Annotated in this window: 22 protein-coding genes; 21 read left to right on the forward strand and 1 reads right to left on the reverse strand. The window is 41.8% G+C overall.

The genetic code is table 11. The features are described from left to right. Nucleotides 1–3: 3 nt before the first annotated feature. The 6 genes from mutL (at nucleotide 4) to ACTRXH_RS02745 (ending at nucleotide 4,775) form a co-directional block, all read left to right on the forward strand. Nucleotides 4–1,872, forward strand: a complete 1,869-nt coding sequence (mutL, locus tag ACTRXH_RS02720) for a DNA mismatch repair endonuclease MutL (RefSeq protein ID WP_474280460.1) — start codon at nucleotides 4–6, stop codon at nucleotides 1,870–1,872. Nucleotides 1,873–1,894: 22 nt separating this feature from the next. Further along, nucleotides 1,895–2,677: a class I SAM-dependent methyltransferase gene (locus ACTRXH_RS02725; RefSeq protein ID WP_474280462.1), complete on the forward strand. Its 783-nt coding sequence runs from the start codon at nucleotides 1,895–1,897 to the stop codon at nucleotides 2,675–2,677. Next, entirely contained in the window at nucleotides 2,656–3,612 is a 957-nt protein-coding gene (gene miaA / locus ACTRXH_RS02730) for a tRNA (adenosine(37)-N6)-dimethylallyltransferase MiaA (protein ID WP_474280464.1), read from the forward strand. The genes ACTRXH_RS02725 and miaA overlap by 22 nt, the downstream gene beginning before the upstream one ends. A gap of 47 nt (nucleotides 3,613–3,659) precedes the next feature. Further along, on the forward strand, nucleotides 3,660–3,899 hold the full coding sequence (gene hfq / locus ACTRXH_RS02735; RefSeq protein ID WP_022792841.1) for an RNA chaperone Hfq: 240 nt from the start codon (nucleotides 3,660–3,662) through the stop codon (nucleotides 3,897–3,899). 100 nt (nucleotides 3,900–3,999) lie between these two features. Further along, the gene (locus ACTRXH_RS02740; protein WP_474280466.1) at nucleotides 4,000–4,305 is read left to right on the forward strand and encodes a hypothetical protein; all 306 of its coding nucleotides are present in this window, start codon (nucleotides 4,000–4,002) and stop codon (nucleotides 4,303–4,305) included. Nucleotides 4,306–4,325: 20 nt separating this feature from the next. Next, entirely contained in the window at nucleotides 4,326–4,775 is a 450-nt protein-coding gene (locus ACTRXH_RS02745) for a hypothetical protein (RefSeq protein WP_474280468.1), read from the forward strand. A 114-nt stretch (nucleotides 4,776–4,889) separates the two neighbouring features. On the opposite strand, the gene ACTRXH_RS02750 is transcribed toward ACTRXH_RS02745, so the two are convergent. Continuing rightward, nucleotides 4,890–5,327: a very short patch repair endonuclease gene (locus ACTRXH_RS02750; RefSeq protein WP_474280471.1), complete on the reverse strand. Its 438-nt coding sequence runs from the start codon at nucleotides 5,325–5,327 to the stop codon at nucleotides 4,890–4,892. 273 nt (nucleotides 5,328–5,600) lie between these two features. Here ACTRXH_RS02750 and ACTRXH_RS02755 point away from each other — a divergent pair, with 273 nt between their 5' ends. The 15 genes from ACTRXH_RS02755 to ACTRXH_RS02825 all read left to right on the forward strand — a co-directional run bounded on the left by ACTRXH_RS02755 (nucleotide 5,601) and on the right by ACTRXH_RS02825 (nucleotide 25,292). Next, nucleotides 5,601–6,647, forward strand: coding sequence for a DNA cytosine methyltransferase (locus ACTRXH_RS02755; protein WP_474280747.1), 1,047 nt, complete (start codon nucleotides 5,601–5,603; stop codon nucleotides 6,645–6,647). A 7-nt stretch (nucleotides 6,648–6,654) separates the two neighbouring features. Then, on the forward strand, nucleotides 6,655–7,917 hold the full coding sequence (locus tag ACTRXH_RS02760) for a DNA cytosine methyltransferase (RefSeq protein ID WP_474280473.1): 1,263 nt from the start codon (nucleotides 6,655–6,657) through the stop codon (nucleotides 7,915–7,917). 236 nt (nucleotides 7,918–8,153) lie between these two features. After that, nucleotides 8,154–10,979 (forward strand): Z1 domain-containing protein, encoded by a 2,826-nt coding sequence (locus ACTRXH_RS02765; protein WP_474280475.1) that lies wholly within the window; start codon nucleotides 8,154–8,156, stop codon nucleotides 10,977–10,979. 5 nt (nucleotides 10,980–10,984) lie between these two features. Next, on the forward strand, nucleotides 10,985–13,012 hold the full coding sequence (locus ACTRXH_RS02770) for a hypothetical protein (protein WP_474280477.1): 2,028 nt from the start codon (nucleotides 10,985–10,987) through the stop codon (nucleotides 13,010–13,012). Then, nucleotides 13,005–13,949, forward strand: a complete 945-nt coding sequence (locus tag ACTRXH_RS02775; protein WP_474280479.1) for a hypothetical protein — start codon at nucleotides 13,005–13,007, stop codon at nucleotides 13,947–13,949. Before ACTRXH_RS02770 ends, ACTRXH_RS02775 begins: the two co-directional genes overlap by 8 nt. After that, a complete protein-coding gene (locus tag ACTRXH_RS02780) occupies nucleotides 13,949–14,650 on the forward strand; it encodes a DUF6339 family protein (protein ID WP_474280481.1) in 702 nt (233 codons plus the stop codon). The genes ACTRXH_RS02775 and ACTRXH_RS02780 overlap by 1 nt, the downstream gene beginning before the upstream one ends. Further along, nucleotides 14,616–16,001: a DNA cytosine methyltransferase gene (locus ACTRXH_RS02785; protein WP_474280483.1), complete on the forward strand. Its 1,386-nt coding sequence runs from the start codon at nucleotides 14,616–14,618 to the stop codon at nucleotides 15,999–16,001. Before ACTRXH_RS02780 ends, ACTRXH_RS02785 begins: the two co-directional genes overlap by 35 nt. Nucleotides 16,002–16,003: 2 nt before the next feature. After that, a complete protein-coding gene (locus ACTRXH_RS02790; protein ID WP_474280485.1) occupies nucleotides 16,004–16,927 on the forward strand; it encodes a PD-(D/E)XK motif protein in 924 nt (307 codons plus the stop codon). 107 nt (nucleotides 16,928–17,034) lie between these two features. Continuing rightward, nucleotides 17,035–17,802, forward strand: a complete 768-nt coding sequence (locus ACTRXH_RS02795) for an HNH endonuclease (RefSeq protein ID WP_474280487.1) — start codon at nucleotides 17,035–17,037, stop codon at nucleotides 17,800–17,802. Nucleotides 17,803–18,413: 611 nt separating this feature from the next. Further along, nucleotides 18,414–18,731 carry a hypothetical protein gene (locus tag ACTRXH_RS02800; RefSeq protein ID WP_474280489.1) on the forward strand — a complete coding sequence of 106 codons (318 nt, stop codon included), beginning with the start codon at nucleotides 18,414–18,416 and terminating at the stop codon, nucleotides 18,729–18,731. Between the two features lie 345 nt (nucleotides 18,732–19,076). After that, on the forward strand, nucleotides 19,077–20,441 hold the full coding sequence (locus ACTRXH_RS02805; RefSeq protein ID WP_474280491.1) for a phosphoribosyltransferase-like protein: 1,365 nt from the start codon (nucleotides 19,077–19,079) through the stop codon (nucleotides 20,439–20,441). Further along, the gene (locus ACTRXH_RS02810; RefSeq protein WP_474280493.1) at nucleotides 20,438–21,019 is read left to right on the forward strand and encodes an NADAR family protein; all 582 of its coding nucleotides are present in this window, start codon (nucleotides 20,438–20,440) and stop codon (nucleotides 21,017–21,019) included. The genes ACTRXH_RS02805 and ACTRXH_RS02810 overlap by 4 nt, the downstream gene beginning before the upstream one ends. 523 nt (nucleotides 21,020–21,542) lie before the next feature. Next, on the forward strand, nucleotides 21,543–23,606 hold the full coding sequence (locus ACTRXH_RS02815; protein WP_474280495.1) for a BglG family transcription antiterminator: 2,064 nt from the start codon (nucleotides 21,543–21,545) through the stop codon (nucleotides 23,604–23,606). A gap of 18 nt (nucleotides 23,607–23,624) precedes the next feature. Beyond that, on the forward strand, nucleotides 23,625–23,891 hold the full coding sequence (locus tag ACTRXH_RS02820; RefSeq protein WP_322524744.1) for a PTS sugar transporter subunit IIB: 267 nt from the start codon (nucleotides 23,625–23,627) through the stop codon (nucleotides 23,889–23,891). A 33-nt stretch (nucleotides 23,892–23,924) separates the two neighbouring features. After that, on the forward strand, nucleotides 23,925–25,292 hold the full coding sequence (locus tag ACTRXH_RS02825) for a PTS ascorbate transporter subunit IIC (protein ID WP_474280749.1): 1,368 nt from the start codon (nucleotides 23,925–23,927) through the stop codon (nucleotides 25,290–25,292). Nucleotides 25,293–25,298: the final 6 nt, after the last annotated feature.

Raw genomic sequence — 25,298 nt, forward strand, 5'->3', positions numbered from 1 at the left:
GCGGTGACGTATGTAAAAAAACTTCCGGACGGCCTCGCCAACAAAATCGCGGCGGGGGAAGTCGTCGAACGCCCCGCCTCGGTCGTGAAGGAACTCGTGGAAAACGCGATTGACGCCGGGGCCACAACCATCCAGGTGGACGTCGAGGAGGGCGGGCTTTCGCTTCTCCGGGTGACCGATAACGGCCGCGGCATGGATCAGGAGGACGCGGAGCTTGCCTTTGAGCGCCACGCGACGAGCAAGCTCGCCCGGGAAAAGGATCTGTTTCAGATTGAGACGCTCGGCTTTCGGGGCGAAGCGCTCCCGAGCATTGCCGCGGTCTCGAACGTGACGATGGAAACCGGGGACGGCCGCGAAGCGGGAGTGCTCATCCGCTACCAGGGCGGCAGGCGCATTGCCTGCACCTCGTCCAAAAGCCGGCGCGGTACGCAGGTGGAGGTGCGCGACCTGTTTTTTAACACCCCGGCCCGGCTTAAATACGTGCGGACGATGAACACCGAGGTGGCAAACGTTGCCGACGTGATGAACCGGCAGGCGCTCGCGCACCCGGAGGTCAGCTTCCGGCTGTACCACCACGACAAGCAGCTGCTTCTCACGAACGGAAGCGGCAGCCTGCAGCCGGTGCTTGCGGCCATTTACGGCCGCCAGACGGCGCGCGACATGCTGTACATCGAAGCGGCGACGGACGACTACCGGGTGAGCGGCTGGATCGCGAAGCCCGAAACGTACCGTGCCTCGCGCCAGTACATGTCCACGTTTGTGAACCACCGCTACATCCGGCATTACCCGCTCACAAAAGCGATCGAGTCGGGCTACCATACGCTGCTTCCGATCGGCAAGCACCCGATCGCGGCACTGCATATTGAAATGAATCCCGGGCTGATTGACGTGAACGTGCACCCGTCCAAGCTCGACGTGCGCGTGAGCAAGGAGGAGGAGCTGCTGCAGCTGGTCGAACAGGCAGTGCGGGAGCGTCTCCAGCAGGAGCGCCTCATTCCGGCCGGCGACCAGAAGCGGGCCAAATCAGCACCGACGACCGAACAGATGAACCTGTCCTTTACCGAACCCGCGCCGGCCCCGTCCCCAGCGCCGCGGAGGGAAGAACCATCCGTCCCGGACGAGCCGGCGCCCGCACCCGGGGACCATGCCTCTGCCCACGAGGCGTCGTTCAGTGACGCTGCCCCGGCCGAGGAGCCGGAAACGGTGTTTGAACACGCAGACACGTGGCCCGAAGAGCAGGACGCACCGCAGCCGGAACCCGAAGCCCCGGCGCCGGAAAGCCCGGGCCCTGAGCTGCCCGAACTGCGCCCGATCGGCCAGTTTCACGGCACGTACATTCTCGCGGAAAACGAAGACGCGCTGTACATGATCGACCAGCACGCTGCGCAGGAGCGTATTTTTTACGAATACTTCCGGGTGAAAATCGGCGACGTGGACAAGGACGTGCAGCAGCTGCTCGTGCCGATTCTGCTTGAGGTGACCAAAGAGGAAGAAATCCTCATCAACGAACGCCAGCGCGACTTTGAAAATATCGGCATTTTCCTCGAGCCGTTTGGCGGCCAGACGTTCCGGGTGCACGCGCACCCGACCTGGTTTCCGGCCGGCGACGAAGAAGGCGTCATCCGCGAATGCATCGAAGAAGTGAAAAACAACAAGCGCATCAGCGTGCATGAGCTGCGTGAGGAAGCGGCCATTCTGATGTCGTGCAAGGCGGCGATCAAGGCGAACCGCTACCTGACGAAGGACGAAATCCAGGCGCTCGTCGACCGGCTGCGCACGTGCGAGAGTCCGTACACGTGCCCGCACGGCCGCCCGATCATCATTCACTTTTCCGACTACGATATGGAAAAAATGTTCAAGCGCATCATGTAGCTGTACAGAAGGAGAGAGCGCCGTGATTATCACCACCGCCAAAAAGCCGGAACCGGCGGTCCGCGAAGAAGCAGAGGCAAAGGCGCGGGCATGGGGAGAGACATACGCAGCGCGCGGCAAGCGCTCGATCCAGCGCTGGCAGCGGGAGACAAACGAAGATATTTATATTGTGGCAGCCAGCGGTGACACCTACTACCCGGCCGTGGAAGCCGCCGAGCCGCTCTCGTTTCACCCATCGATGGCTTGGCTGCGCGGTCTGCACGTCCACCGTGGTGGGGGCGACCCGCTGCTGGAGGCGGCAGACGTGAGCGAAGGCGACACGGTGTTCGACGCGACGCTCGGGTTCGGCGCTGACAGCATCATGCTCGCCCTCGGTGCGGGAAATACCGGCACCGTGCTCGGCATCGAAAAGCAGCCAGTCGTGGCGTCGCTCGTCCGCAAAGGACTCCAGCTTGAGGGAGACTATCCCGGCTGGTTTACGGACGCGATGAAGCGGATTACGGTGGTCCAGGGCGACAGCCTCCGACTGCTCCGGCTCATGCCGGAAAGCTCGGTGGATGTCGTCTATCTAGATCCAATGTTTGCCGAGGCGGTGGCCACAAGCCCGGCGATCGACCGGCTCCGCCCGGTGGCGGCCGCGGACCCGCTGACGGACGCCTGGATCGAGGAAGCGCTTCGGGTCGCACGGCGCCGAATTGTCGTGAAAGATCATGCGGATAGCCCGCAATTTAAGCAGTATCAGTTAACCCCGGCCGGGCGGCGGAGCGCCGCAGTCCGGTACGGATGGAAGGAGGCATACACGTGAAGCAACCGGTACTCGCCGTTGTCGGCCCGACCGCGGTCGGCAAAACGGGGCTCGGCATCGAACTGGCCCATAAATACAACGGCGAAATCATCAGCGGCGACTCGATGCAGGTGTATGAAGGCCTGACCATCGGCACCGCCAAGCCGACAATAGAAGAACGCAACCAGGCGCCGCACCATCTCGTGGACATGCTGTCGCCGGATACGCCATATTCCGCGGCGGACTTTAAAGCCCAGGCCGAGCCAATCATCGAGCGGCTGCACGGGGAGGGCAAGCTTCCGATTATCGTCGGCGGCACCGGCATGTACATCCGGGCGCTTTTGCACGACTATTCATTTTATGATGCGAAAAAGCAGGAGGGTGTGCGCGAGAAGTGGGAGCTGTACGCCCGCCAGTACGGAAGCGCCGCCCTGCACGCCAATCTCGAACGCCGGGACCCGGAGCGGGCGGCCGTGATTCACCCGAACAACGTGCGAAAAGTCGTGCGGGCACTCGAAATTCTTGAAACGGCGGAAGAAGGACCAACTTTATCCAAAAAAATGCAAAAAAAGCATTCGCCCTACGCTTCATTCATGATAGGATTAACAATGAACCGTCCGTATTTGTATGAGCGGATCGAGCGCCGGATCGACCGCATGATGGCCGACGGCCTCGAGCACGAGGCGCGTTGGCTGTACGAACGCTTCGGCGAGGAAGTCCAGGCCGCCCAGGCGATCGGCTACAAGGAATGGTTCCCGTATTTCCGCGGGGACGCGGACACCGACTGGGTCGCCGAGCGCATGAAGCGCAATTCCAGAAGATACGCCAAGCGCCAGCTCACCTGGTTCCGCAACAAAGAGGACGCCCACTGGTATGATATTACCGATCGCTCCCGGCCGTTTGCCGACGAAGCATTTGCTTCGATTCTGCGGCAGTTCGAGCGCGAGCATCGCTAATACATAAATCATTCAACTAAGCCCCGGCTGTGGAAGGAGATTCAAGCATGAAACAATCAGTGAACATTCAGGATCAGTTTTTGAACGTGGTACGCAAGGAAAAAATTCAGGTGACCGTCTTTCTGACGAACGGCTTTCAGCTGCGCGGCCTCATCAAAGCCTTTGACAACTTCACCGTCGTCCTCGACAGCGACGGCAAGCAGCAGCTCGTCTACAAGCACGCCATCAGCACCTTCGTCCCGCAGCGGACCGTCTCCCTGCAGACCGAAAGCGAGAGTGAAGAATAAAAAAGAGCTTCTCCCAAAGGAAGCTCCCGAGACCGCCCGTTCCTGTGGAAGCAGGGGCGGGTGGTTTTTACATTAATTAATTTAAAAAGAAGTGAATTAAATGCAAAATACCAGTTTGAATAAAAAAGCAAAAAAGATGTCTAAGTATTATGAAAAATTATACTTTATTGAAAGTTCTATAAAAGAAGCAGTTAGTGGAAATGAAAAATCTGTAAATGAATTGTATTTTCATGAACAAATACCTTTGTTAGACAAGATAACTTATAGTGAAGAACTCAAGAAAAAACTATACAAGTTAGTAAACGTAAGAAATAAAATATGTCATATGAAAGAGTTGGAACAAGAAGACAAATTAATATTAAATTATTGTTATGAAGAATTTTCTAAGCGATTAAATAATTTTTGATTTTTTAAGGAGTGAGTTGCATGGATAAGAAAACCTCGGAGATATATATAAATCAAGCAGAAAGAATTAGAAATGAAATTGTTGAAAATAAAGAAGAAGTTTACGTTAAAAATGTTAGTAATACTATAGGGAGTTTATCTTCTAAAGGGGTTAAAGGCGTTGCAAAAAAATTACCTAATTTCAATGAAATTTTTAAAAAGGTAGATAAAGGATTAAATTCATCAAAAAAATCTCATAAAGAATTCAGAAAAAATAATAAAGTCTTATTAGAAAAAATTATGACAGAAGAAGAATTGACTGAAAGAGAAAAGGAAAAACTTTTAAAAGACTTGGGAAACCTTTACGAGAACACAAAATCAGATGAAAAGAAGTTTAATGAGTATTCAAAAGCAGTTGGCGGAGCAGTAGTGAATTTAGCGATAAAAAATATAACTGAGAATTTTATAGCTTTTATATTTGATGAAAGTTAGTTTAGTATTATTCAAATTGTAATTTGAATAATACTAAACTTCACAATAGAACGTATAACTTAGGTTATCAACCCAAAGTATTAAAAGAACTATTCTATTAGAACAGTTCTTTAATTATTTTCTCTTCATTTTTGAATAACGGTGCTTTTCTTGAAGTATTTTATCTGCTAAATGTGTCGTAACCTTTTCCAGGTCTTCTTTAACTTCATGCTCCCAGACCCTAATTAAGGTCCAGTTGTTTTCAATGTAATAATCGTTAACTTCTTGATCACGTTCTTTATTGCGCTCTAATTTTTTCCGCCAAAATTCTTCATTGTTTTTAGGGAAATTCCCGTGTATAGGACAGACATGCCAAAAACAAGAATCGATAAAAATAACAATTTTATATTTTTTGATTGCTATATCCGGACTGCCATATAAATTTTTAACATTTCTCCTAAAACGTATTCCTTTGTTCCATAGACTCTTTGAAACGATTTCTTCTAACTTTGAAACTGACTTTATAGCTTTCATATTCTTTTTTCGTTGTTCAGTAGTTAAGTTATCGCTCATCAGTACCCTCCTAAGTGAAAATAAAATAAATATTATCTTATCGTTTCTTTTCCTTTCTTATGAAAGTACAAATCATTTATTATTTAGTCTACAGTAGATATTAGTAACCCCTAAAATAGTTTCACTATATTTCGGAATAATATATAATAATTTTATATGTGGAAACAAACAGGAACAAGTGTTCTGTATTGTGCTATAATTAATATTAAGATAAAAACATAATTGCAGATTTAAGGGGTGATATAATTGACTAATAAGCCTACACTGGTAGACATGTTTTCAGGATGCGGGGGCTTGTCCAGAGGCTTCATGGATGCGGGGTATGAAGTATTATTAGGAGTGGACAGCGATACTGCCGCTTTAAAAACATTCAAAGAAAATCACGGAGAAGCAGAGGTTTTGAAAGCAGACCTGTTTGCCCTTGAAACTATTGATGAAATGAAAAATGTTATCGGGGAACAAAATGTGGACATAATTGTAGGCGGACCGCCGTGCCAGGGTTTTTCATTAACAGGCACCAGGGATGAGAATGATGAACGAAATACGTTATTTAAATCGATGGTGGAGGCTGTGAAAGCATTTAATCCCCAAGCTTTGGTATTAGAGAATGTGCCGGGGCTAGCTTCTTTATATAAAGGAAAAGCTAAAGAGGAAATATTAAATAGTTTTACAGAACTAGGCTATCGAGTTAATTTCCAAGTTCTACACGCCACGGATTATGGAGCACCACAAATGAGGAGAAGGATCTTTTTTGTAGGAATTAAAGGCGAGAATAAATTTTTATTTCCCGCCCAGACTCATTTTCCTTTTAAATATGTTACCTGCAGTGATGCGCTAAGTGATCTCCCAAGTTTGGAGGAAGGGCTCGGAGAGGAAATTGCTGAGTATGACACTCCTCCATTAACCGAGTATCAACAAACAATGAGAAAAAACACTGAGATCCTGTACAACCATGTGGGGACCAACCATTCCGAATTGGTGAAAAGTGTTATCTCCATGGTACCGGAGGGCGGCAATCATAAAGATCTGCCTCCCGGAGTGGGGGAAAGCAGAAAGTTTAACGAAGCATGGACAAGATATCACAGTCAAAAGCCGTCCAAAACCATTGATACTGGTCACAGAAATCATTTTCATTATAAATACAACCGTATTCCCACTATACGGGAAAATGCCAGATTACAGACCTTTACGGATGATTTCAGGTTTTTTGGTACTAAAACCCAGCAGTCCAGGCAGGTGGGAAACGCCGTTCCCCCGTTACTCGGATATCATATCGGTCAGGAATTAAAAGCTTATTTAAAAACCAAACAAAAAGTGTGATGATCGAATGAATAAATTAAATATAATAGACCTTTTTGCGGGCTGCGGAGGCCTTTCGGAAGGATTTAAAAAAGTCAGCCATTCGGAATTACTGGCCGCTGTGGAATGGGAAAAAGCACCTGTTAATAATTTAATAAACAGATTAAAAATCAAATGGAACTACGAGGACGCCGAAAACCGGGTGATGCATTTTGATATTCAGCGCATAAACGAGTTGTTCGAAGGGTGGTCTGACGATCCTGAATACGGCACACACGCTGGATTAAATGATATTGTCGGAAGTAATGATGTGGATCTGATCATCGGCGGGCCTCCATGTCAAGCCTATTCAGTGGCCGGACGCATACGTGATGAGCACGGAATGAAGAATGATTACAGAAATTATTTATTTGAAGGCTATATGAAAGTAGTGGACAAATACCGGCCCAAAGCGTTTGTTTTCGAAAATGTGCAGGGGATGTTAAGCGCCCAGCCTGGAGACACCCCGGTGACCACCCTTATTAAAAGACAAGTGGAGGAGTACAAATACGAGTTAACAGATAACCTGGAGGAAAATGCTCTGATTGACCTCACAGAATACGGGGTGCCGCAGAAGCGGAAAAGGGTGATCATTCTTGGACTCAATAAGGAGTATTATCAGGAACCCCAGGCTGTTTTGAAAGATTTCTACCAAAATATTCTTCCTCAGTATAAAGAGAAAATGAGAACGGTGGACGAAACGATCAATGATTTGCCGCCTATATTTCCAGCGGAGCATGAATATAAAATTAACGGGAGAAAATACTCCCATCTTTTTCCGGAAGGCGATTGTTTAAATCATGAGCCCCGTTATCACAACTCCCGGGATATCGGTATATTTAAAGAACTGGCAGCTGATATTGACTCGCGGGAATTTAAGTACATCTCTTCCGAAGCTTTAAAACAGCTTTATACAGAACGGACCGGCAAGACTTCCGAGGTTCATAAATACTATGTGCTGAGACGAAATCGACCGAGTAATACTATACCAGCACACCTGTACAAGGACGGGCTGCGGCATATTCACCCGGATCCGGAACAGGCAAGATCGATCACGGTCAGGGAAGCCGCCCGGCTGCAGACGTTTGATGATGATTACCGATTTATCAGCAGTGTGGGGGAGAACTACAAAATGATTGGTAACGCCGTGCCCCCCAAATTCAGTGAGAAAATCGCCGACGCTGTATCGCAGATCGTTTCTCATCAATATATTGAAAATAATCAATTCAAAGCCGGTAAAATAAATATTTGAATAATAAAAATGTACTCAAGTCTGGATAATCAAAATCCAGACTTTTTGCTTTTCAATATTAAGAAATTGGCACTAAAATCATAAAAAAAGTTCTTTGAAATATGATAGTCTAATCTGAATTTGTTTTATTTGTAATTGTCGCCTGTCAAAATAATTTAATAAAAGAAAAAACTTTATTTGTAATTTATTGTCGTAATTTATAAAATTAAGTTAATAGTACAAAAGGTGGGGTTACCATGAACAATGTCCATGCTAAGGAATATGATATTATTAGAATTTATATTCAAAATGCACGAAGAAAGAAAAAAAAATGGGAAGATATTCTTTTGGAAGATTCGGAGAAATTAACTCTTAAAAATATGATAGAAATGAAAGTGGAATTGGGTGAGTTTCCTGAAGGAACCACTGTTGAAGGATTTAAACAGATAGTAGAAGAACAAAGAAGAACAGAAGAAGCTGAAGAAAAACTCAAAATAGTTGATGAAGAGACCATTATGGTTGCAGAAAAAGATGAAGAAAACGGGATTAACGTTCCCCAACATATGGATTCTTCCTGGCAGTTATACAAAGAAAAATTAATTAATGCAGGTTTTACTGAAGACTCTATTTATAAATTGGAAGACTCTACACTAAGAATTCTTAAAAAGTTAAACCGAAGTAATTCGTCTTCAGAAATAGTTAAGGGACTCGTAGTTGGTCATGTGCAGTCTGGCAAAACAGCCAGTATGGCAGCCCTTATGGCTATGGCAGCAGATTGGGGATGGAATTATTTCGTTATACTTTCCGGTACGATAGAAAATCTTCGATCTCAGACAGAGGCAAGGTTGTGGGAGGATTTGAACCATCCCGGGAATGTAGAATGGAATATAATAAACAAACCATCCAAAAGCTCCAATAACAACGAAAGGCTTCAATCTCTTCATCTTGGTGATAGGGATAAGCAACGCTATTTTACTGTATCTTTGAAAAATTCAACCAGGCTAAAAAAATTGAACCAGTGGTTGGAAGAAGATGAAAGAAAACTACAACAGATAAATATGATTATTATTGATGACGAGGCTGATCAGGCAAGTATTAATACTAAAAACGTGGATTCTGCAGAAAGAGCAAGGATTAACAAATTAATAGTGGATTTGGTAGAAGGAAAAAACAGAAAAGTTCAGCCAAGATCAACGAATTATATCAGTTATACGGCTACACCTTATTCAAATTTTTTAAATGAATCTTCTCCAGAATCGCTGTATCCAAAAGATTTCATTGGAGCACTGCCGACGGCTAAAGAATATTTTGGGCCGAGGGAAATTTTTGGTCTTGAAGAAGAGTCTGCAGAAGGTATGGATATTGTGCGGCGTATTCAAGAAGATGAAGTAGAGGAAGTTAGAAATCTGGAAAAAGGTGAAATCAACGGCCTGCCTTCCTCTATGAAACGTTCTCTGGCCTGGTTTATTATATCTGTTGCCAGTCTCCGACATCCATCTATTTCTTATAAAAAACCTATAAGCATGCTGATACACACAAGTCAGAGGCAGGAACACCATGATCGGATGGCAGAGGAAATTAATAATTTTCTTAAAAAAACTTCGTTAAATGAATTGATGAGTTTTTGTAAAAAAGTATACGAAGAGGAAACGGCTTCATTTACTACTGAAGATCTAAAAGAAAGCGTTCCATATTATCCAATGAAAGCTGAAGAAATGAATAGTTATCCCCCTTTCGAAGAAATCGCAGAGGAAATTAAAAATATTATTAATACAAACGTTTCTCATATCATGATGGGCGAAGATGAAGAGCTTCAATATCATGAAGGAATGCATTTGTGCATAGACAACTGTTCAAAAAATGGTATTACGGATGATTTTCATGTTAGATTGGCATATCCGGAACGTGGAAGTAAAAATTATCCGGATAAAGCTCCAGCATTTATAATAATTGGGGGCAGTACACTTTCAAGAGGGCTTACTATTGAAGGTCTCGTGAGTACATACTTTCTTCGGGGGCCAAACGCTTCAGATACTCTTATGCAAATGGGGCGTTGGTTCGGCTTCAGAAAAGGTTATGAGATTTTTCCTCGTGTATGGATGACTGCAGATACTCAGGAAAAATTCCGATTTCTCTCAAACTTGGAAGCAGAATTGAGAGAAGAACTCGAAGACTTTTCTAATACAGGAAAACGACCCGAAGAATACGGACCCAGAGTAAAAAATAGTCCTCAAATTAGTTGGATGCGCATAACAGCAGCTAATCGAATGCAAAGTGCAAAAGCTGTTGACCTGGATTTTTCTGGAACATCCAATCAAATGATACACTATCACAAAAACAAAGAAATATTGGAAAATAATGTGCAGGCTACAGAGAAATTCTTGCAAGAATGTCCAAGCCCGTATCAATCAGTAATGAAAAATTCTATTGTGTTTGAAGGAGTGAATTTTTCAATTATTAAGAAGTATTTGACTCAAGGAATGACTTTTCATGACAGGTCGACAGTATTCAATCGAATCAATGATTTTTGTGATTGGTTTGAAAAATTTAAAGATACTTTAAAATTTGACAAATGGAATGTAGTGGTTTCTGGTGTGGGTGATCCCAGCCAACCTTCCAAAAATCAAGAAAAAACATGGCCTTTGGCTGACTTTAATATAGGAATGGTAAGACGTTCTGCCTTGGAAAGTGAAGATTATTATAAAAATCTTGATTTTAAAAATATTGGAGTATTGAGAGCACCAAGCGATTTAATGGCTGATATTCCCAGGAAATATTTCGAGTCGTTTAAAGATAGTGAGGAAAAAATCACTCGTTTGAAAAACAGAGAAGTCAGTTGGCTGCGGGAAAAATATGGTCTGGGTAATACACCACAGTTATTAATATACCGTATAGATGGCTGTTCAGAGCCTACTAATAAAAGTAAAGAAAACTTAAAAAGGAGGAGGAGCAATTTGAATTTGCCTGTCAATCCTGTAGGGATTTGTATATTCATTCCAGGCGAACTTAAAAAAGGAACAAAAGCAAGAGCACTACAAATTAAAATAAATCCAAATGAAGAAAATATTGAAACAGAGGAATGATGAAGGTGGCCTTACTTAGTGCAGATATAGCAAAAGTTGATAGAATGGCTCAAAGTGGCAGTTCACTTCTAAGACTGATACAAAATGATGAATTGCCGATTCTCGATCTTCTTGTAAGGGAATCGCTTCAAAACAGTCTTGATGCAGGAAAAAAAAATACTTCGCATGTGAATGTGGATCTGGCAATAAATAAATTCAAAAAAGAAAATGTCCTCAATTATTTTGAAGGTCTCACAGATACCATTGGGAATTTTTTTCTTGAAAGTGAGCAAAAATCGTTGATTATAAGAGACTCCAACACTGAGGGACTGACCGGTCCCTTGAGCTATGAAGATATGGAAAGCAGGGAGGAACAGGGAAATCTCCTTAATCTCGTCTATGAAATTGGACGCCCGCAGGAAAAAGAAGGGGCTGGAGGCTCATGGGGGCTTGGTAAAACAGTATATTTCCGCGTAGGAATAGGACTGGTAATATACTATTCCAGGGTATTAAATGATAATGGTGACTATAGTTCCCGGCTTGCTGCATGCCTTATAGAGGATGAGACTAAAGATGAGCACAAAACATTCATCCCTTATGGCACGGAACATAAACTAAAAAGAGGTGTGGCCTGGTGGGGAGAGCAGAGGAATGGAAAATCTGTGCCTATTACAGACGAAGGGTCAATTAATGAAATACTAGCAGAATTTAATGTTGAGCCTTACAAAGATGAAGCCACCGGTACAACTATTATTCTTCCATTTATTAAGGAGAATGAGCTTCTTACAGAAAAAAGTAACGGGAACAGTCTTCCATGGACATTTTCTCTTGAAAGGTATTTAACTGTGGCAGTGCAGAGATGGTACGCCCCCCGCTTGAATAATGAGTTATTTCCTTATGGAGGAAGATTGGAATGCACTGTAAACGACAGAACGATTAAAAAAGTTAATATGGAGCCTCCTTTTCTTTTAATGCAGGATCTGTATAACCAAGCGTTGGATCAAGCTAATGATGTGAGCATTCTTCAAGATGCAGAAGCTTATGTGGAATCTATCAACACAAAGAATGTGCTGTCTGATTCTGAAGCAGGGAAAATATCTTTTGCCATTGTAGACAAAAATAAGATGTTGATGGCCCCGCCAAATAATCTGCCTTCGCCTTATGAGTACTTCGATGTTATAAACCATGGAGGTACTGAAAACGCGCCGATTATAAGTCATACAAGAAAGCCCGGTATGATCGTCAGTTATAATACTGCCGGGGAATGGGTTGATAAAGTTCAGCCACAGAACGAAAATCATTTTTTAATTGGTCTTTTCGTTCCTAATTCTGATAATGAAATCATTAACTTACATTTTAAAGAACACGCCCCAACTGTGGAAGCTTACTTAAGGAAAAGTGAAAAAGCTGACCACAGATCATGGTATGATTACCTTTATTTAGGGAAAGGATTAAATTTAGTAAACAGAGTGCAAAAAACACTGACAAAGAGAATTAATAAAATAATTATAAAAGAGGACACAATTGGGGAGACTAAACGTGACACCCAGTTGAGTAATATCGTTGGCAAAGCGCTTCTTCCACCGCGTGGATATGGAAAAAGCCCGGGAAAAGAAGAGTCTGGTAAACCACGACGTGGTGGTAAACCGGTAAGAAAAAGAAATTTCTCTTACGAAATACTAGATATTAAAGCCCACTCAGTATATAAGACAGAAATTACTTTTTCTGTAAAACCTTTGAATAATAAAAGTGTTAGTGCAAATCTAGAAATTTCGGCACTTTCTGAACAAGGAATTATGCGCGGGGATAAATGGGAAAATGACATAGATGTACATTTTCCTTTCACTCTTAAAAATGTAGTATTAGATGAAAATTTAGAACTTAAACCAGTTAAAACTAAAAAATTTGGCAGAGATTACAGTGGGACACTTGATATCCCCGAAGGCTTCGAAGAAGTTAGAGGCACAATGTTAATAGAAAATGAGGATCCTTTAATTCAAATGCATATTTCAGTTAATGATTATACAAATGCGGAGAGTAAAAACGATGAATAATGTGTCATTTTTTAAAACACTTAACGAAGACATGATTGCTGACATAGGGTACCAGGAAACGCCGCTCGAACTTTCTTTTAATAAAAACGGGGAAAAAATAGAATTTGATACCCCTGTAGTGAATGAAGGAGCTACGAAAGAAGTTCAACTACAGGATAATTCACATAGTTTTGATTTTACCCGTGATGATATACATTACAGAAAGAAAATTACTATACAGAATCACAGCTACCTTTTTGGAGAAGAAGGTTTGGTGCCCCCTGATGGGGAACTTGGACTTGCTGTTAAATATTATTCAAAAGAATCACAGCAGCAATACACTAAAATTTTGAAAAAATTCGACCTAAGCAGTGAGCCTATCATTGATGAGCTTATTGCATTTAGTATTCCGGGGGGATATTTCAGAAAAAATATTGTGTTGGAACTGTTGTTGTTTGCAGTCACTCCTATCGTAAAAGAGCTTCCGCATACAAAAGGAACAGTTCTTGGGACGCTGGAAAGCACCAAATATTTACTGGAAGGTGAAGGCGGAACCTTTCCTATTCTCCATCATGAAGAACCCGTGGGGCCCGGAGATCCATTGTGGTGGGTCGAGTGCAACTGGGAGGATGCTGCAATAGACTTACTGCACGAAGATTACGTGTCACTTAATATCAACCGGAAGCATCCGGACGCAAAGGATTTAAGACTCGACGCCATGCCACGAGTCTCCCCAATGATGAAGCAGATCATTTCATCGGCTATATTAAATATTGCTTTCAAAGTACTTGATGAATATAATATTGCCCAATTAAAAAATGACGAAAACTTTGAAGAAGGGTCAGTTGCGAGTGCTGTTTCCTATTTCCTGGATAATATGCAAGAAGACGTTTCTTCACCAGAGCTGCTGTCTAAAGCAATTCAAAAGTCAGTAAATGAAAGGTTTGAGGAATCGTAATGTGGAAAGAATTATCTAAAAAAGAAGCAGATAAAAGATATGAGCATTTGCTTTCGAACGATTTTAAACCAATGTTGAGAGGAAATAACTTTGACGAACCTTTAAGAGAAGAGCTTTTAAAAATACACGAGCGAACTCTTGAAGAAAAAAACTTAAATGAAGATAACATCGCTTATACGTACGACTATACTTTTGCTCTTAAAATGTATAAGCTTTTTCAAAACGGTCATTTTGCACTCCCTCTTTATCTTGCAGCTTCCGCAGGTTTGTGGAGATTTATTTCTCTTAATATTATACCTGATATTGTAAATAAGAGGTGGGGAGACGGTCCAGACCATTTTTATAGAAGACCAAACAGAATATGGCTGAAAACACTGTGGTGGTATATATTTCTTTCCTGGCAGGGAAACGTAATTTCCACTGAAACTGTACTGAAAGATAACTCTACAGACACTATTCTAAACCTTGTTGAACGTACCGGTTCCAACGGCTATAGAATAGATATGTCGCGGGAACTGATGAGACAATATGGTCTTTTATCGAAAGAAGATGGACTTAAAAACCCGGATACCTTTCGAAAAGTAATGAAACTAAATACGGCCAGAACTAAATCGGTGGAGCCAGGTTTAATCGAAGGCGGTACTGAAATTTATGTGAGGGATCTTTTTGAATATATTAAAAAACAATATAACGCACAGTAGTAAACTAAAAATTAAAGATCCTGTCATAGATGTAGTAGATTTATTTTCAGGATGTGGAGGAATGTCACTCGGGTTTGGACTGCAGGGATTCCACATCTCTGAAAGTGTTGAAATGGACAGAGCTGCATGCAGGACAGCAAATTATAACCTTCATATAAGATCTGAAGGCGTTTCTGGAACACATAACACCGATGTGAAGGATTACAATTACACCCGGGGAAAAAATACCGATTCGAAAGTAGTTACCATTGGAGGGCCTCCGTGCCAGGCATATTCCAATATAGGAAAAGCGAAAATAAAGTCTTTAGGAGAAGAACGTTTTGGACTAAACGATAAAAGAGCCTTTCTTTATGAAGAATTTTTGAGAGTGGCTCTTGATGCTTCTTCAGATTTTATTGTAATGGAAAATGTTCCGGAAGCTGTAAACTTTTTTGGTAAAAATCTTGCACATGAGGTATGCAGTGAATTGGAAAAAAGAGGATATAATACATTCTGGACAATCCTCAATGCTGCGGACTATGGAGTGCCGCAAATTAGGGAAAGGCTGTTCGTTTTTGCTGTAAAGAAAAAGTATGGAGAACCTCTTTTACCTTCCCCTTCGCGAAAAAAGCCGGATAAAAGTTTCAAAACATTTAACGAAAAAAGATTTAAAAAATTTAACGAAGATCCTTATTTTAAGAAACCACATCAGGCTGGGGAAAATGCTCCCGCCTGGGTAACGACTGAGGAAGCGTTCTCGGATCTTCCCACCTTGTTTAGAACATCTGATTCTTCCTATCATGGTTATAAACCTAACATCAGACTTGCTTACAGCAAACCTCCTGTGAATACCTTTCAAAAAAAAATGAGAAAACATACTGGAAATGCTGAATATGTTTCAGGAAATTCATTTAGATACACAGCAAGGGATTTTAAAATATTCGAACTAATGGAATGGGGAGATGATTTTCGTCAAGCTTTTGATATAGCTGACAAGTTGTTTAAAAAAGAAGCAGCAAGGAGAAAACTGACAAAAAAAAGGGAACCCGAAGCTTACGAGGCCCTTTACAAAGAATTTGTGCCCCCTTACGACAGAAATAAGTTTCACAGCAAGTGGAAAAAAATCCATCCGCATAAACCTTCTCACACTCTTGTAGCTCATCTCGGAACAGATACGTACAGTCATATTCATCCTTATGAGCCACGGGGCATCAGCATTAGAGAAGCAGCAAGACTTCAGTCTTTTCCAGACGACTTTTTATTTCAAGGAAGCATGGGTGACGCCTATCGCCAAATAGGAAACGCGGTTCCTCCTCTGTTAAGTGAAGCGATAGCTAAGGCTGTAAAACAAACTATGAATATGGAGATGTAATAATGGAGCTTGTCGATAAGTTAAGAGAATATTTTGCTTCCTTGCAGGTGAACCGCATTCGAAAACTGCCTGATGATTTACTTGGAGAAAATTATCCGGGGTGGGTGATGAAAGAAAAGAATGAAGTAGGCGTAGGTATTATTGTAGACCAGGAAGTAAAAATTAATGAAAAGTTTGCAAATGCGAATTTATACAATAAGTCTTTGATTATTAATAATGAGACAAAAAACGTCTTGTTATTGACCTGCGAGAATAATGAACAACGTTATGAGTTTGCAAGTATTGCAGCTGTCTTTTTGGACCCGGGAAAAGACGGTATCGATAGAAAAACATTGGAAACAGAACCCCTTTCATGGTGGTTAAAATGGAAAGATTTGATAGGGAATGCTTCTGTAGATAAAAGTATACATAGTATTGTTGGAGAATTGTTGGCTTTGAAATATATTGCAGAAGCTGACTCAGGAGGTTCTCTCCCAGTATGGACGGGAGCAAAAGGTCAGTCAGTGGATATTGAGCATAAGGATGAAAGTTTTGAAGTGAAGACTACTACAAACAAATATGAAAATATAGTTACTGTAAATAGTCAGTTTCAATTAAGCAGTGTATTTAACGCAGATTTAATTTTTGTAAGGTTAGAGGAAGTTTCTTCGGGTATAACTTTAAATATTCTCATTGAAAACTTAGTAAATTATGGTTTTATAAGAGAAGAACTTGAAGAAAATATGAACAGACTTGGGGCACCGGAATATTCATCAGCCCGAGAAAAGAATTTTGCTGTTCTTGAGGGAAGGGTTTATAAAGTAGCTGAAAAATTTCCTGCAGAAAAATTAAAAGAAGCTTTAGGAGAAGCTGGGAAACATATATTGAAAATGCAGTATACAGTTGATCTAACAGGAATAGAGTATGAAGAAATTAAGCTTAATTAGTAGCATTTTAAAAATGAAAAAACAAGTATGTAAATAAAATCGATTTTGAATAAAAATGCTTGCGAGCTAATATTTCAAGAGACATTTTAATTAAGGGAGCGAAAGATTTGAAAAAAGAGGAGTTTGAGAAATGGTTAAAAACACATAAAGAAATTAAAGATTATTCAGCGAAAAGATATGCGGCCGCTGTTGATATTATTTCCGCCGAACTAAATGATTATGGAATTGAAAAAACAGATCTATTTGATGTTCAAGATACAGAAATAATTGATCTTATCTTAAAAAATTCTTTATTTCAGGAAAGAAACATTAAAGGCCACAGAATGTACAGTGCCTCATTGAATCATTTTAAAGGCTATATTCAGTATAAAACCGACTCTTGGTTAAAAACAAAGATGCAGGCTGAGCAGTTAAAGGAAGAAAAGTTGTTTGAACAATATCTTATCAGTCCTGAGGTAAATCTCGATATTAATGGAGCTGATTTAATACGGGAAAAGCCGCAACCTATTTCTATAGGTGATTATAAAATATGGAGCAGAAGCAGCAGGTTAGCCAAGGAAGCTACAGCTTTTTCTGATTATCGGTGTGAAGTTAACAACTCCCACAAACATTTTATATCTAAGTACAATGGGCAGAACTATGTAGAAGCTCATCACTTAATTCCTATGGAATTTCAAGAAGAATTTGATTATAGCCTGGATGTTCATGCAAACATAGTTACATTATGTTTAGAATGCCATAAGAAAATTCACTATGGTTATTTCAATGATAAAAAAGAAATAATACAAAAGTTATTTAAGAACAGAGAACAGCGACTTTTAAACAGTGGTATAAATATAAATTTAGAAAGTTTAAACTCATATTATTATGATTAAAAGAGTTTAATAAAAGCTTGGGAAAGTTATTTAAAATTATACTTTGAACTAAAAATGTAATTTTCGAGGAAGATTAGTGGCATAAAAATTATATTTGCCTGTAACCAATCCTTAAAATTTTCAAGTAAATTAATTCGATCTTTGATGGCTTTCAGTGAAAATTGTACAAAAAATTAAAGTTAAGTTATTAAAAGAATAATATATTTGTAGTAAAATAGACCGTAATGATTCCCATTTTTAGGAACACGGTCTTTTTTATTTCCTTACATTCAAACAGCTAGGACTAATTGCGCCAACATATTCAAATTCATTTGATGTCTTGTTTCTAATAAATATAAATTCTAATGAAAAATTTCAGTATTTTATGAATATTAATATCACAAACTCGTTCGTTAGAGCAATGTACGAAGTGATTATTGATTTACGGACAGCTGTTACAGGAATATTTTTCCGATTAAAGCTTTTATTTCGGATGACAAGACCAAAGGCATTTGTCTTTTTCTGAAGATTTATGAAAAGTAGTTAGCAGAAAACTAATGGCTGGAAGAATCAGACAGAGAAAACAAAAATATTAGAGCAAAATGCAAAGGAAAAAGCAATTCGTGTAATAGATGTGCATAGTAGATAAAAACCTTGTTGAGACCAACAGAAATTATGAAAGTGAACTAAATGAAGCAATTAAGTATTCGATAATAGAAGAGTGGTCTCCTACAGGTGATAAAGATCAGCCATTGCCAGCTATTGCAAGAGAAGAAGGTGGAGGCACAGCGTGGGGCACGTTTATTCACAGCGTCTTAGAGAAGGTAATACAGAGAAAAGCTGTAGATCGATTTATCCCGAATCTTGCATATCAGTATGAGTTCGATAAGGAGCAAATTCAAAAAGCATTTTCGATCGTAGATAGTTTTAAAGCCTTTGATCTCTATTAGGAAGTCAAAAATGCTCAAGCCGTTTATACGGAATGGCCATTTTATTTCGACTTAAGCCTTGAAGATGAAGGTTATACTGCTTTATTCGGGACAGAGAGAAAAACAAAAAGAATGAAAGGGTTCATTGACTTGGTGTATTTAACCGAAAAGAGATGGAAAATTGTAGATTAAAAAATAGATATTTACATACATCAAGAAGACAGAGATAAGCTAGAGCGTTTTTATCAAAAGCATATAGAACAGTATAAAATTATTTTTGAGATAATAATGAAAGAAGGTATTAGTAAAAAGAGTATTTATTTTGTTAAATAGATTTAAAAACATTAAACAATTAGAGGTGAGAAAATGAAAAGTAATCTTATTAGTTTGAAAAAATACGCAAATCAAAACATTGAAATAGCTAGCCGTCTTGAAGTAGGAGATATTGTAACTTTAGAATGGCAAAAAAATAATATTACTGACGTATATTATGAAAATTATTATATTGGCAGTATAGAGGAGAATATACAAGAACCTTATGCTTTGATTAAATCTTTCGAGCAATTAAAAAAAAGAAGAAATTTCACTTTTGAATTATTTACTACAACTCAAGAAGAAAATAACCTCCGTGAAAAACTAATGTTGCCCCAACTTCGAGAAAGTCAGAAAAAAAAGCGAAAAAATATGGTAACTTATAATGCATTAATCGAAATTTTAAGTAATATTGTCGAAGATTATAAGGGGGGCATAGTTACCGAAGGAAGAATTAAAAAATGGTTATTACAATTTGAAAGCGATTCAAGAAAAATTATACTTAATGAATTAGTACACATATTGAAAAGTCAATTTATAAACAAGCAAAATTTTATACAATTTTTAAGAAATATATTGAACTACCCTTCCATTATTGGTGGGAAACCTATAGAAAATAAAGACAATATATGCTTTCTTAATATTCAAAAATTTGGAGCAAGTCAACAAGATTTATTGAAATTGATGAACGAAGAAGTTTTACCAAAATATGGTGTATCAAATAAAGATTTTGGAAACAAACCTAATAGATTTATTTATATAGATGAAATATTGTTTACAGGAAGAAAAGTCATTAAAGATATTAGTAATTGGTTAAATGAAGCGCCTGTTGCAAGTGAAATTCATATTGTTTTTTATGCAGTATATGATGCCAATTATCAATATACATTTGATAAATTAAATAGAATAGCGAAAGAAAAAGGAATTAAAATAGAAATTTGGTATTTCAAAATGCTCCATAATACACATCCAGGAAATCAAGAAGTTATAAAAAAATTCGAGTGCATTTGGGCCGGAGATCACAAATATAATTCTGATACCTCACAAATAATTAAAAAAACAAAGGAAGATAGGACCGAAGCGCAAAATAATTATTATCCTTTATTGAGAAAGACCAATGTGCCTGAACAAGAAACATTATTTACTTCAAAGGAGAACAGAAGTATTGTAGAGAAAGCTTTTTTGGAAAAAGGTGTTTATATAAAATCTTTTGGCATAAGTAAAAATCCAGACATAAAACCTTTAGGTTTTGATAACCAGAAAAGTTTGGGGTTTGGTTCAATGCTAATAACATACAGAAATATAGCAAATAACTGCCCCTTAGTTTTATGGTGGGGAGACGAAAATAAAACTTCAAGTCTAGGGGACTGGTTCCCTCTATTTCCGAGAACAGTGTATGGGAATGGAAATAAACAATGAAAAAAGAATTTAGAAAGTATAATAAAAATGAAGTTATTGTATTCAAAAAGACTAAAGATAGATTCGGCGGTCTCTCAAATATGTCTTCAGGTTATCCAATAAAAATTAATGACTTAGAAATATTTACTTCAGAAGCACTGTATCAATCCTGCAGATACCCACTAAATGCAGAAATACAAAAAGAAATTTTCTCTCATAAAAGTCCTATGACTGCAAAAATGGTTAGTAAAAAGTATCGACAAAAAACTAGAAATGATTGGGAAAATAAGAAAATACAATTTATGCGATGGTCTTTAAGAGTAAAACTCTTAAACAATTGGGGAAAATTTTCAAGCTTACTACTTTCGACCGGTTATAATGACATTGTTGAACTATCTTCTAGAGATGATTATTGGGGGACTCGTCAAATGAACGAGCAAAATCTAATAGGCGTTAATGCTTTAGGCAGACTCTTAATGGAATTAAGAGAAGAAATTAGGAGTTTTGATTCAAATTTATATATTTTGAATCCTCCTCAAGTAGATAATTTTAGGATTATGAATAAAGTAATTACTCCCATTAAAAAAAATATTTATTAGCATATATAATAGAGTGCTGAAAAATAAAACTTGCGATAACTTAAAATATTTTTTCGATCAAAATTTCCTGATAAATGTAAAATATTTTAACGAAGCATAAAAAATACTCCCTTTAAACAATACAGATTTTTCATCTATTCGATTAAAAGGGAGTACTAATTGAACATTTTAGGAAATTCGAGCGTAATGGAAATAGAACAATTAGCGAAAGTGATAGATGAAGAAATATTTAGATGAAGAAAAATGCTATTTTATAGTTTTAATATTAGCTTCTCACACAGTTATTAAATGCGTGAGAAGCTTTTATTGTTTAATGTAGAAAAAGAATTTTAAAAAAGTACCATTTTGCAAATTCCTATTCTACAAATTTGAAACATGGAAAGCCCTTACATAGTTGCGGCGGTTGTATTATAGTAACGGTAATCACTAGTGATGAGCAAATACACTTTGCAATTTGAAACAAAGAGGCGGGAGGTGAATCATCATCGTCCTGGATCAGCGTCGGACGGCGATTCTAAATTATGTGCTGCAGGCAGACTCAGTCGTGGAAGTGGACCGGTTAACGAAGCAGTTCGGCATCTCACAGCGCACCATCTATTACGACCTTCAGCAGATTGACGACTGGCTCGAGGAAAACAGGCTGACACGCACCCAGCGGATCTACGGCAAGGGCATCTACCTGGATCCGGAGACAAAACGAAAACTGCAGGATGTTACCCATATCGACAGTGACTGGGACTACCGGTTTGACCAGTGGGAGCGCATCTATCTTATCGTTCTGCATCTCCTGGTGGCGAAAGCGAACGTTCGGACGAACACGCTGCTTGACTGGATTAACGTGAGCCGAGGGTCGCTGTTCCGGGACATGAAAAAAGCCGCAGAATGGCTGGAGCCGAAACGCATCCGCATTAAAAACGACAAGCACACCGGCTATTATCTTGACGGGAGCCGGGAGGAAAAGCAGCAGCTGTTAAATACGATCATTAAAGACATTTTCTCGGAGCGCTTCTCGGAGCGAATGGAGGAAAAGGCGCAGCAGATGCTGTCGCCGGCGGCGCTGCCCCAGGAGGATCAGCTGTACACGCTGATCGAAAACGAAATCCGGCGCGTCGAGGCGATGCTTGAAGTGCAGTACAGCGATGAAATTATCCGCTCGCTCGTGCTGCAGCTGCTTCTTGCCGCGCAGCAGCCCGGAAGCGCCCCGGCCGTCGACATCGATGCGGAAGAAAAAGAAATTATCCGGCAGACGAAGGCGTACCAGGCGGCGAAGGAAATTCAGCACAGTCTGGAGCAGCGAAAGTTGGTCGCTCTCGCGGAAGAAGACGTTTATTACTTCGCGATGCACCTGCTCGGCTCCCGGGTTCAGCGGGAAACTGCGAAGCAGTCCAAAACGGAGGAAGAACACCAGCTGCGCATGATCATCACAAAGATTGTCAACGACTTTCAGGTGGTCGGCTGCCTCGTGTTCGACGAACGAAGGCAGCTCGAGGATAACCTACTGGCGCACTTAAAGCCCGCCTACTACCGGATGAAGTACGACATGCCGATTGCAAACGACTACGTGGAGGAAGTAAAGAAAAATTACCCGGAGGTGCTGCACCTGACCCGGCGGTCGATTACCCACCTGGAATCCTACCTCGGTAAAACCGTTCCGGAAGAGGAAGCTGCCTACATTGCGATGCACTTCGGGGGCTGGCTGCACCGGGACGGGGTGCAGACGAATAAAAAGTATACTGCCGTGGTCATCTGCGAAAACGGGATTGCGGCGTCTGCGCTGCTCCGCGCCCAGCTTGAGGCGATGATGCCGGAGCTGATGGTCGAGGACATTCTGTCCCGGCAGGAATACGAGGCGATGACCCGGCAGGTGGATATTGTGTTCAGCACGATTCCCGTACCGGAAACCGATACACCGGTGATCCTGCTGCCGCCGTTTTTAACAAACGAGGAGCGGGACAGCGTGCATGCCAGATTAAAAGAAGTGTTTGCCGACAGCAGCCCCGGCGCTTTTGAAGAAGAGGCGCTGCTGAACGCCATCAGCCAGCACGCGACGATCCATGAGCGCGAACAGCTGGCCGAAAAGCTCCGGCATTTCCTGAGGGGCGATATTTCAAAGGTAAAGGAGACAACCAAACCCATGCTGGAAGAACTGCTCAACGAAGACACTATTATAATGGAAGATTTCGCGGCGGATTGGCAGGACTCGATCCGCAAGGCTTCCACTCCGCTTACCGATAACGAGAGCGTGAACGCCTCCTACATCGAGGCAATGATCCAAAACATTGAAGAACTCGGCCCCTATATTGTCATTGCGCCGGATATTGCGATTCCGCACGCGCGCCCTGAATCAGGCGTCAACAGGCTCGGCATGAGCCTGTTGCACCTGCAGCAGCCGGTCCATTTTTCAGAGGAGGAAAAGCACCAGGCGTCGGTCGTGATTGTGCTGGCGGCGATTGATAATGAAACACACTTAAAAGCGCTGTCGCAGCTGACCGAGCTGTTGTCGGAACCGGAAGCAAAAGAGAAACTTATAAATGCATCATCCAAACAGGAAATCATGCAACTGGTTAAAACGTATTCGACCCAATAATAACGAGGAGTGAGAAAGATGAAAAAGATATTAGTAGTATGCGGCAATGGACTGGGAAGCTCGATGATGGTGGAAATGAACGTGAACAGCATTTTGAAGGAAATGAACGAGGAAGCGGACGTGTCCCATACGGATCTGACGACCGCGAAAACAGAAAGCGCCGACCTGTACATCGGCTCGGCCGACATTCTCGGCAATCTTGACGACGGCACGCGCAACATCGCGCTTTTGAATAACCTTCTCGACAAGAAGGAGCTTCGGGACGCACTGGAAAAAAATCTGTAAAGCACCAGGGGTTTATAAGGGGGAGGTTGAGTGATGGTAGATTTATTGATGAATGATTTGTTGGGCACACCGGAAATTCTGGTCGGGCTGTTTGCCTTTATCGGCCTGATGATTCAGCGGAAGGCAGCGTCGGACGTCGTGTCCGGCACGCTGAAAACGATACTCGGCTTTGTGATTTTAGGAGCGGGGGCAGCGGTAATTACCGGGTCTCTCGACCAGTTCAGCGCCATGTTCAATCAGGCATTTAACGTCGACGGGGTTATCCCGAACAACGAAGCAATTGTAGCGGTTGCCCAGGACGCCTTCGGGGCGGAAACGGCGATGATTATGCTGTTCGGCATGATCGTGAATATTATCCTCGCAAGAATTACGCCGTTTCGCTACATTTTCCTGACCGGCCACCATATTATGTTTATGGCATGCATGATCGCGGTTATCTTGACAACCGGCGGTATGACCGGTGTTCCGATGGTAGCGCTTGGCTCCATCATCCTCGGGTCGCTCATGGTACTGCTGCCGGCGATGCTGCAGCCGTACACGCGTGAAATTACGCAGTCCGACGACATCGCGGTCGGCCACTTCGGATCGTTCGGTTACTTTGTTTCCGGCTTTCTCGCAAAGCGGATCGGCGACAAAAGCAAGAGCACCGAAGACATCAAGGTGCCAAAGTCGCTCGGGTTTCTGCGTGACACTACCGTTTCTGTTTCACTGACGATGGTTATCCTGTTTGTGGTAGTCGCACTGTTCACCGGTCCGGCGTTTATTGAATCAGAGGTAAGCGAAGGCCAGAACTTTATCATCTTCGCACTCATGCAGGGGCTTACCTTCGCAGCCGGCGTTTACATTATTCTCGCCGGGGTACGGATGCTATTGGGTGAAATCGTACCGGCGTTCAAGGGGATTGCGGACAAAATTGTACCGAACGCCAAACCGGCGCTCGATGCACCGGCCGTGTTCCCATTCGCGAATAACGCGGTTATCATCGGCTTCTTGTTCAGCTTTATTGCCGGTCTCGGCAGCATGTTCATCCTGCCGCTACTCGGCCTGGCCGTAATCGTACCGGGTCTTGTACCGCACTTCTTTACCGGAGCGGCTGCCGGGGTCTTCGGTAACGCCACCGGGGGGAGAGTGGGAGCTATTGTCGGAGCTGTTGCAAACGGCGTTATGATCAGCTTCCTGCCGGCGCTTCTGCTGCCGCTGCTCGGCGATCTCGGGTTCCAGAACACAACGTTCGGCGACGCAGACTTTGGAGTTATCGGTCTTGCGCTCGGCAACCTGATCATGCTTGTCCAGTCCCAGTGGTTGTACTCGTTGATTATCCTGGCGGTACTTGCAGGCATCTTCCTGCTCAGCTGGAACCGCAATAAGGGCAAGAAAAACGAAGAAGAGAAAGCGGCTTAATTAAAG

It is taken from the genome of Marinococcus sp. LNHM5E3-2.1 (genome assembly GCF_056034365.1).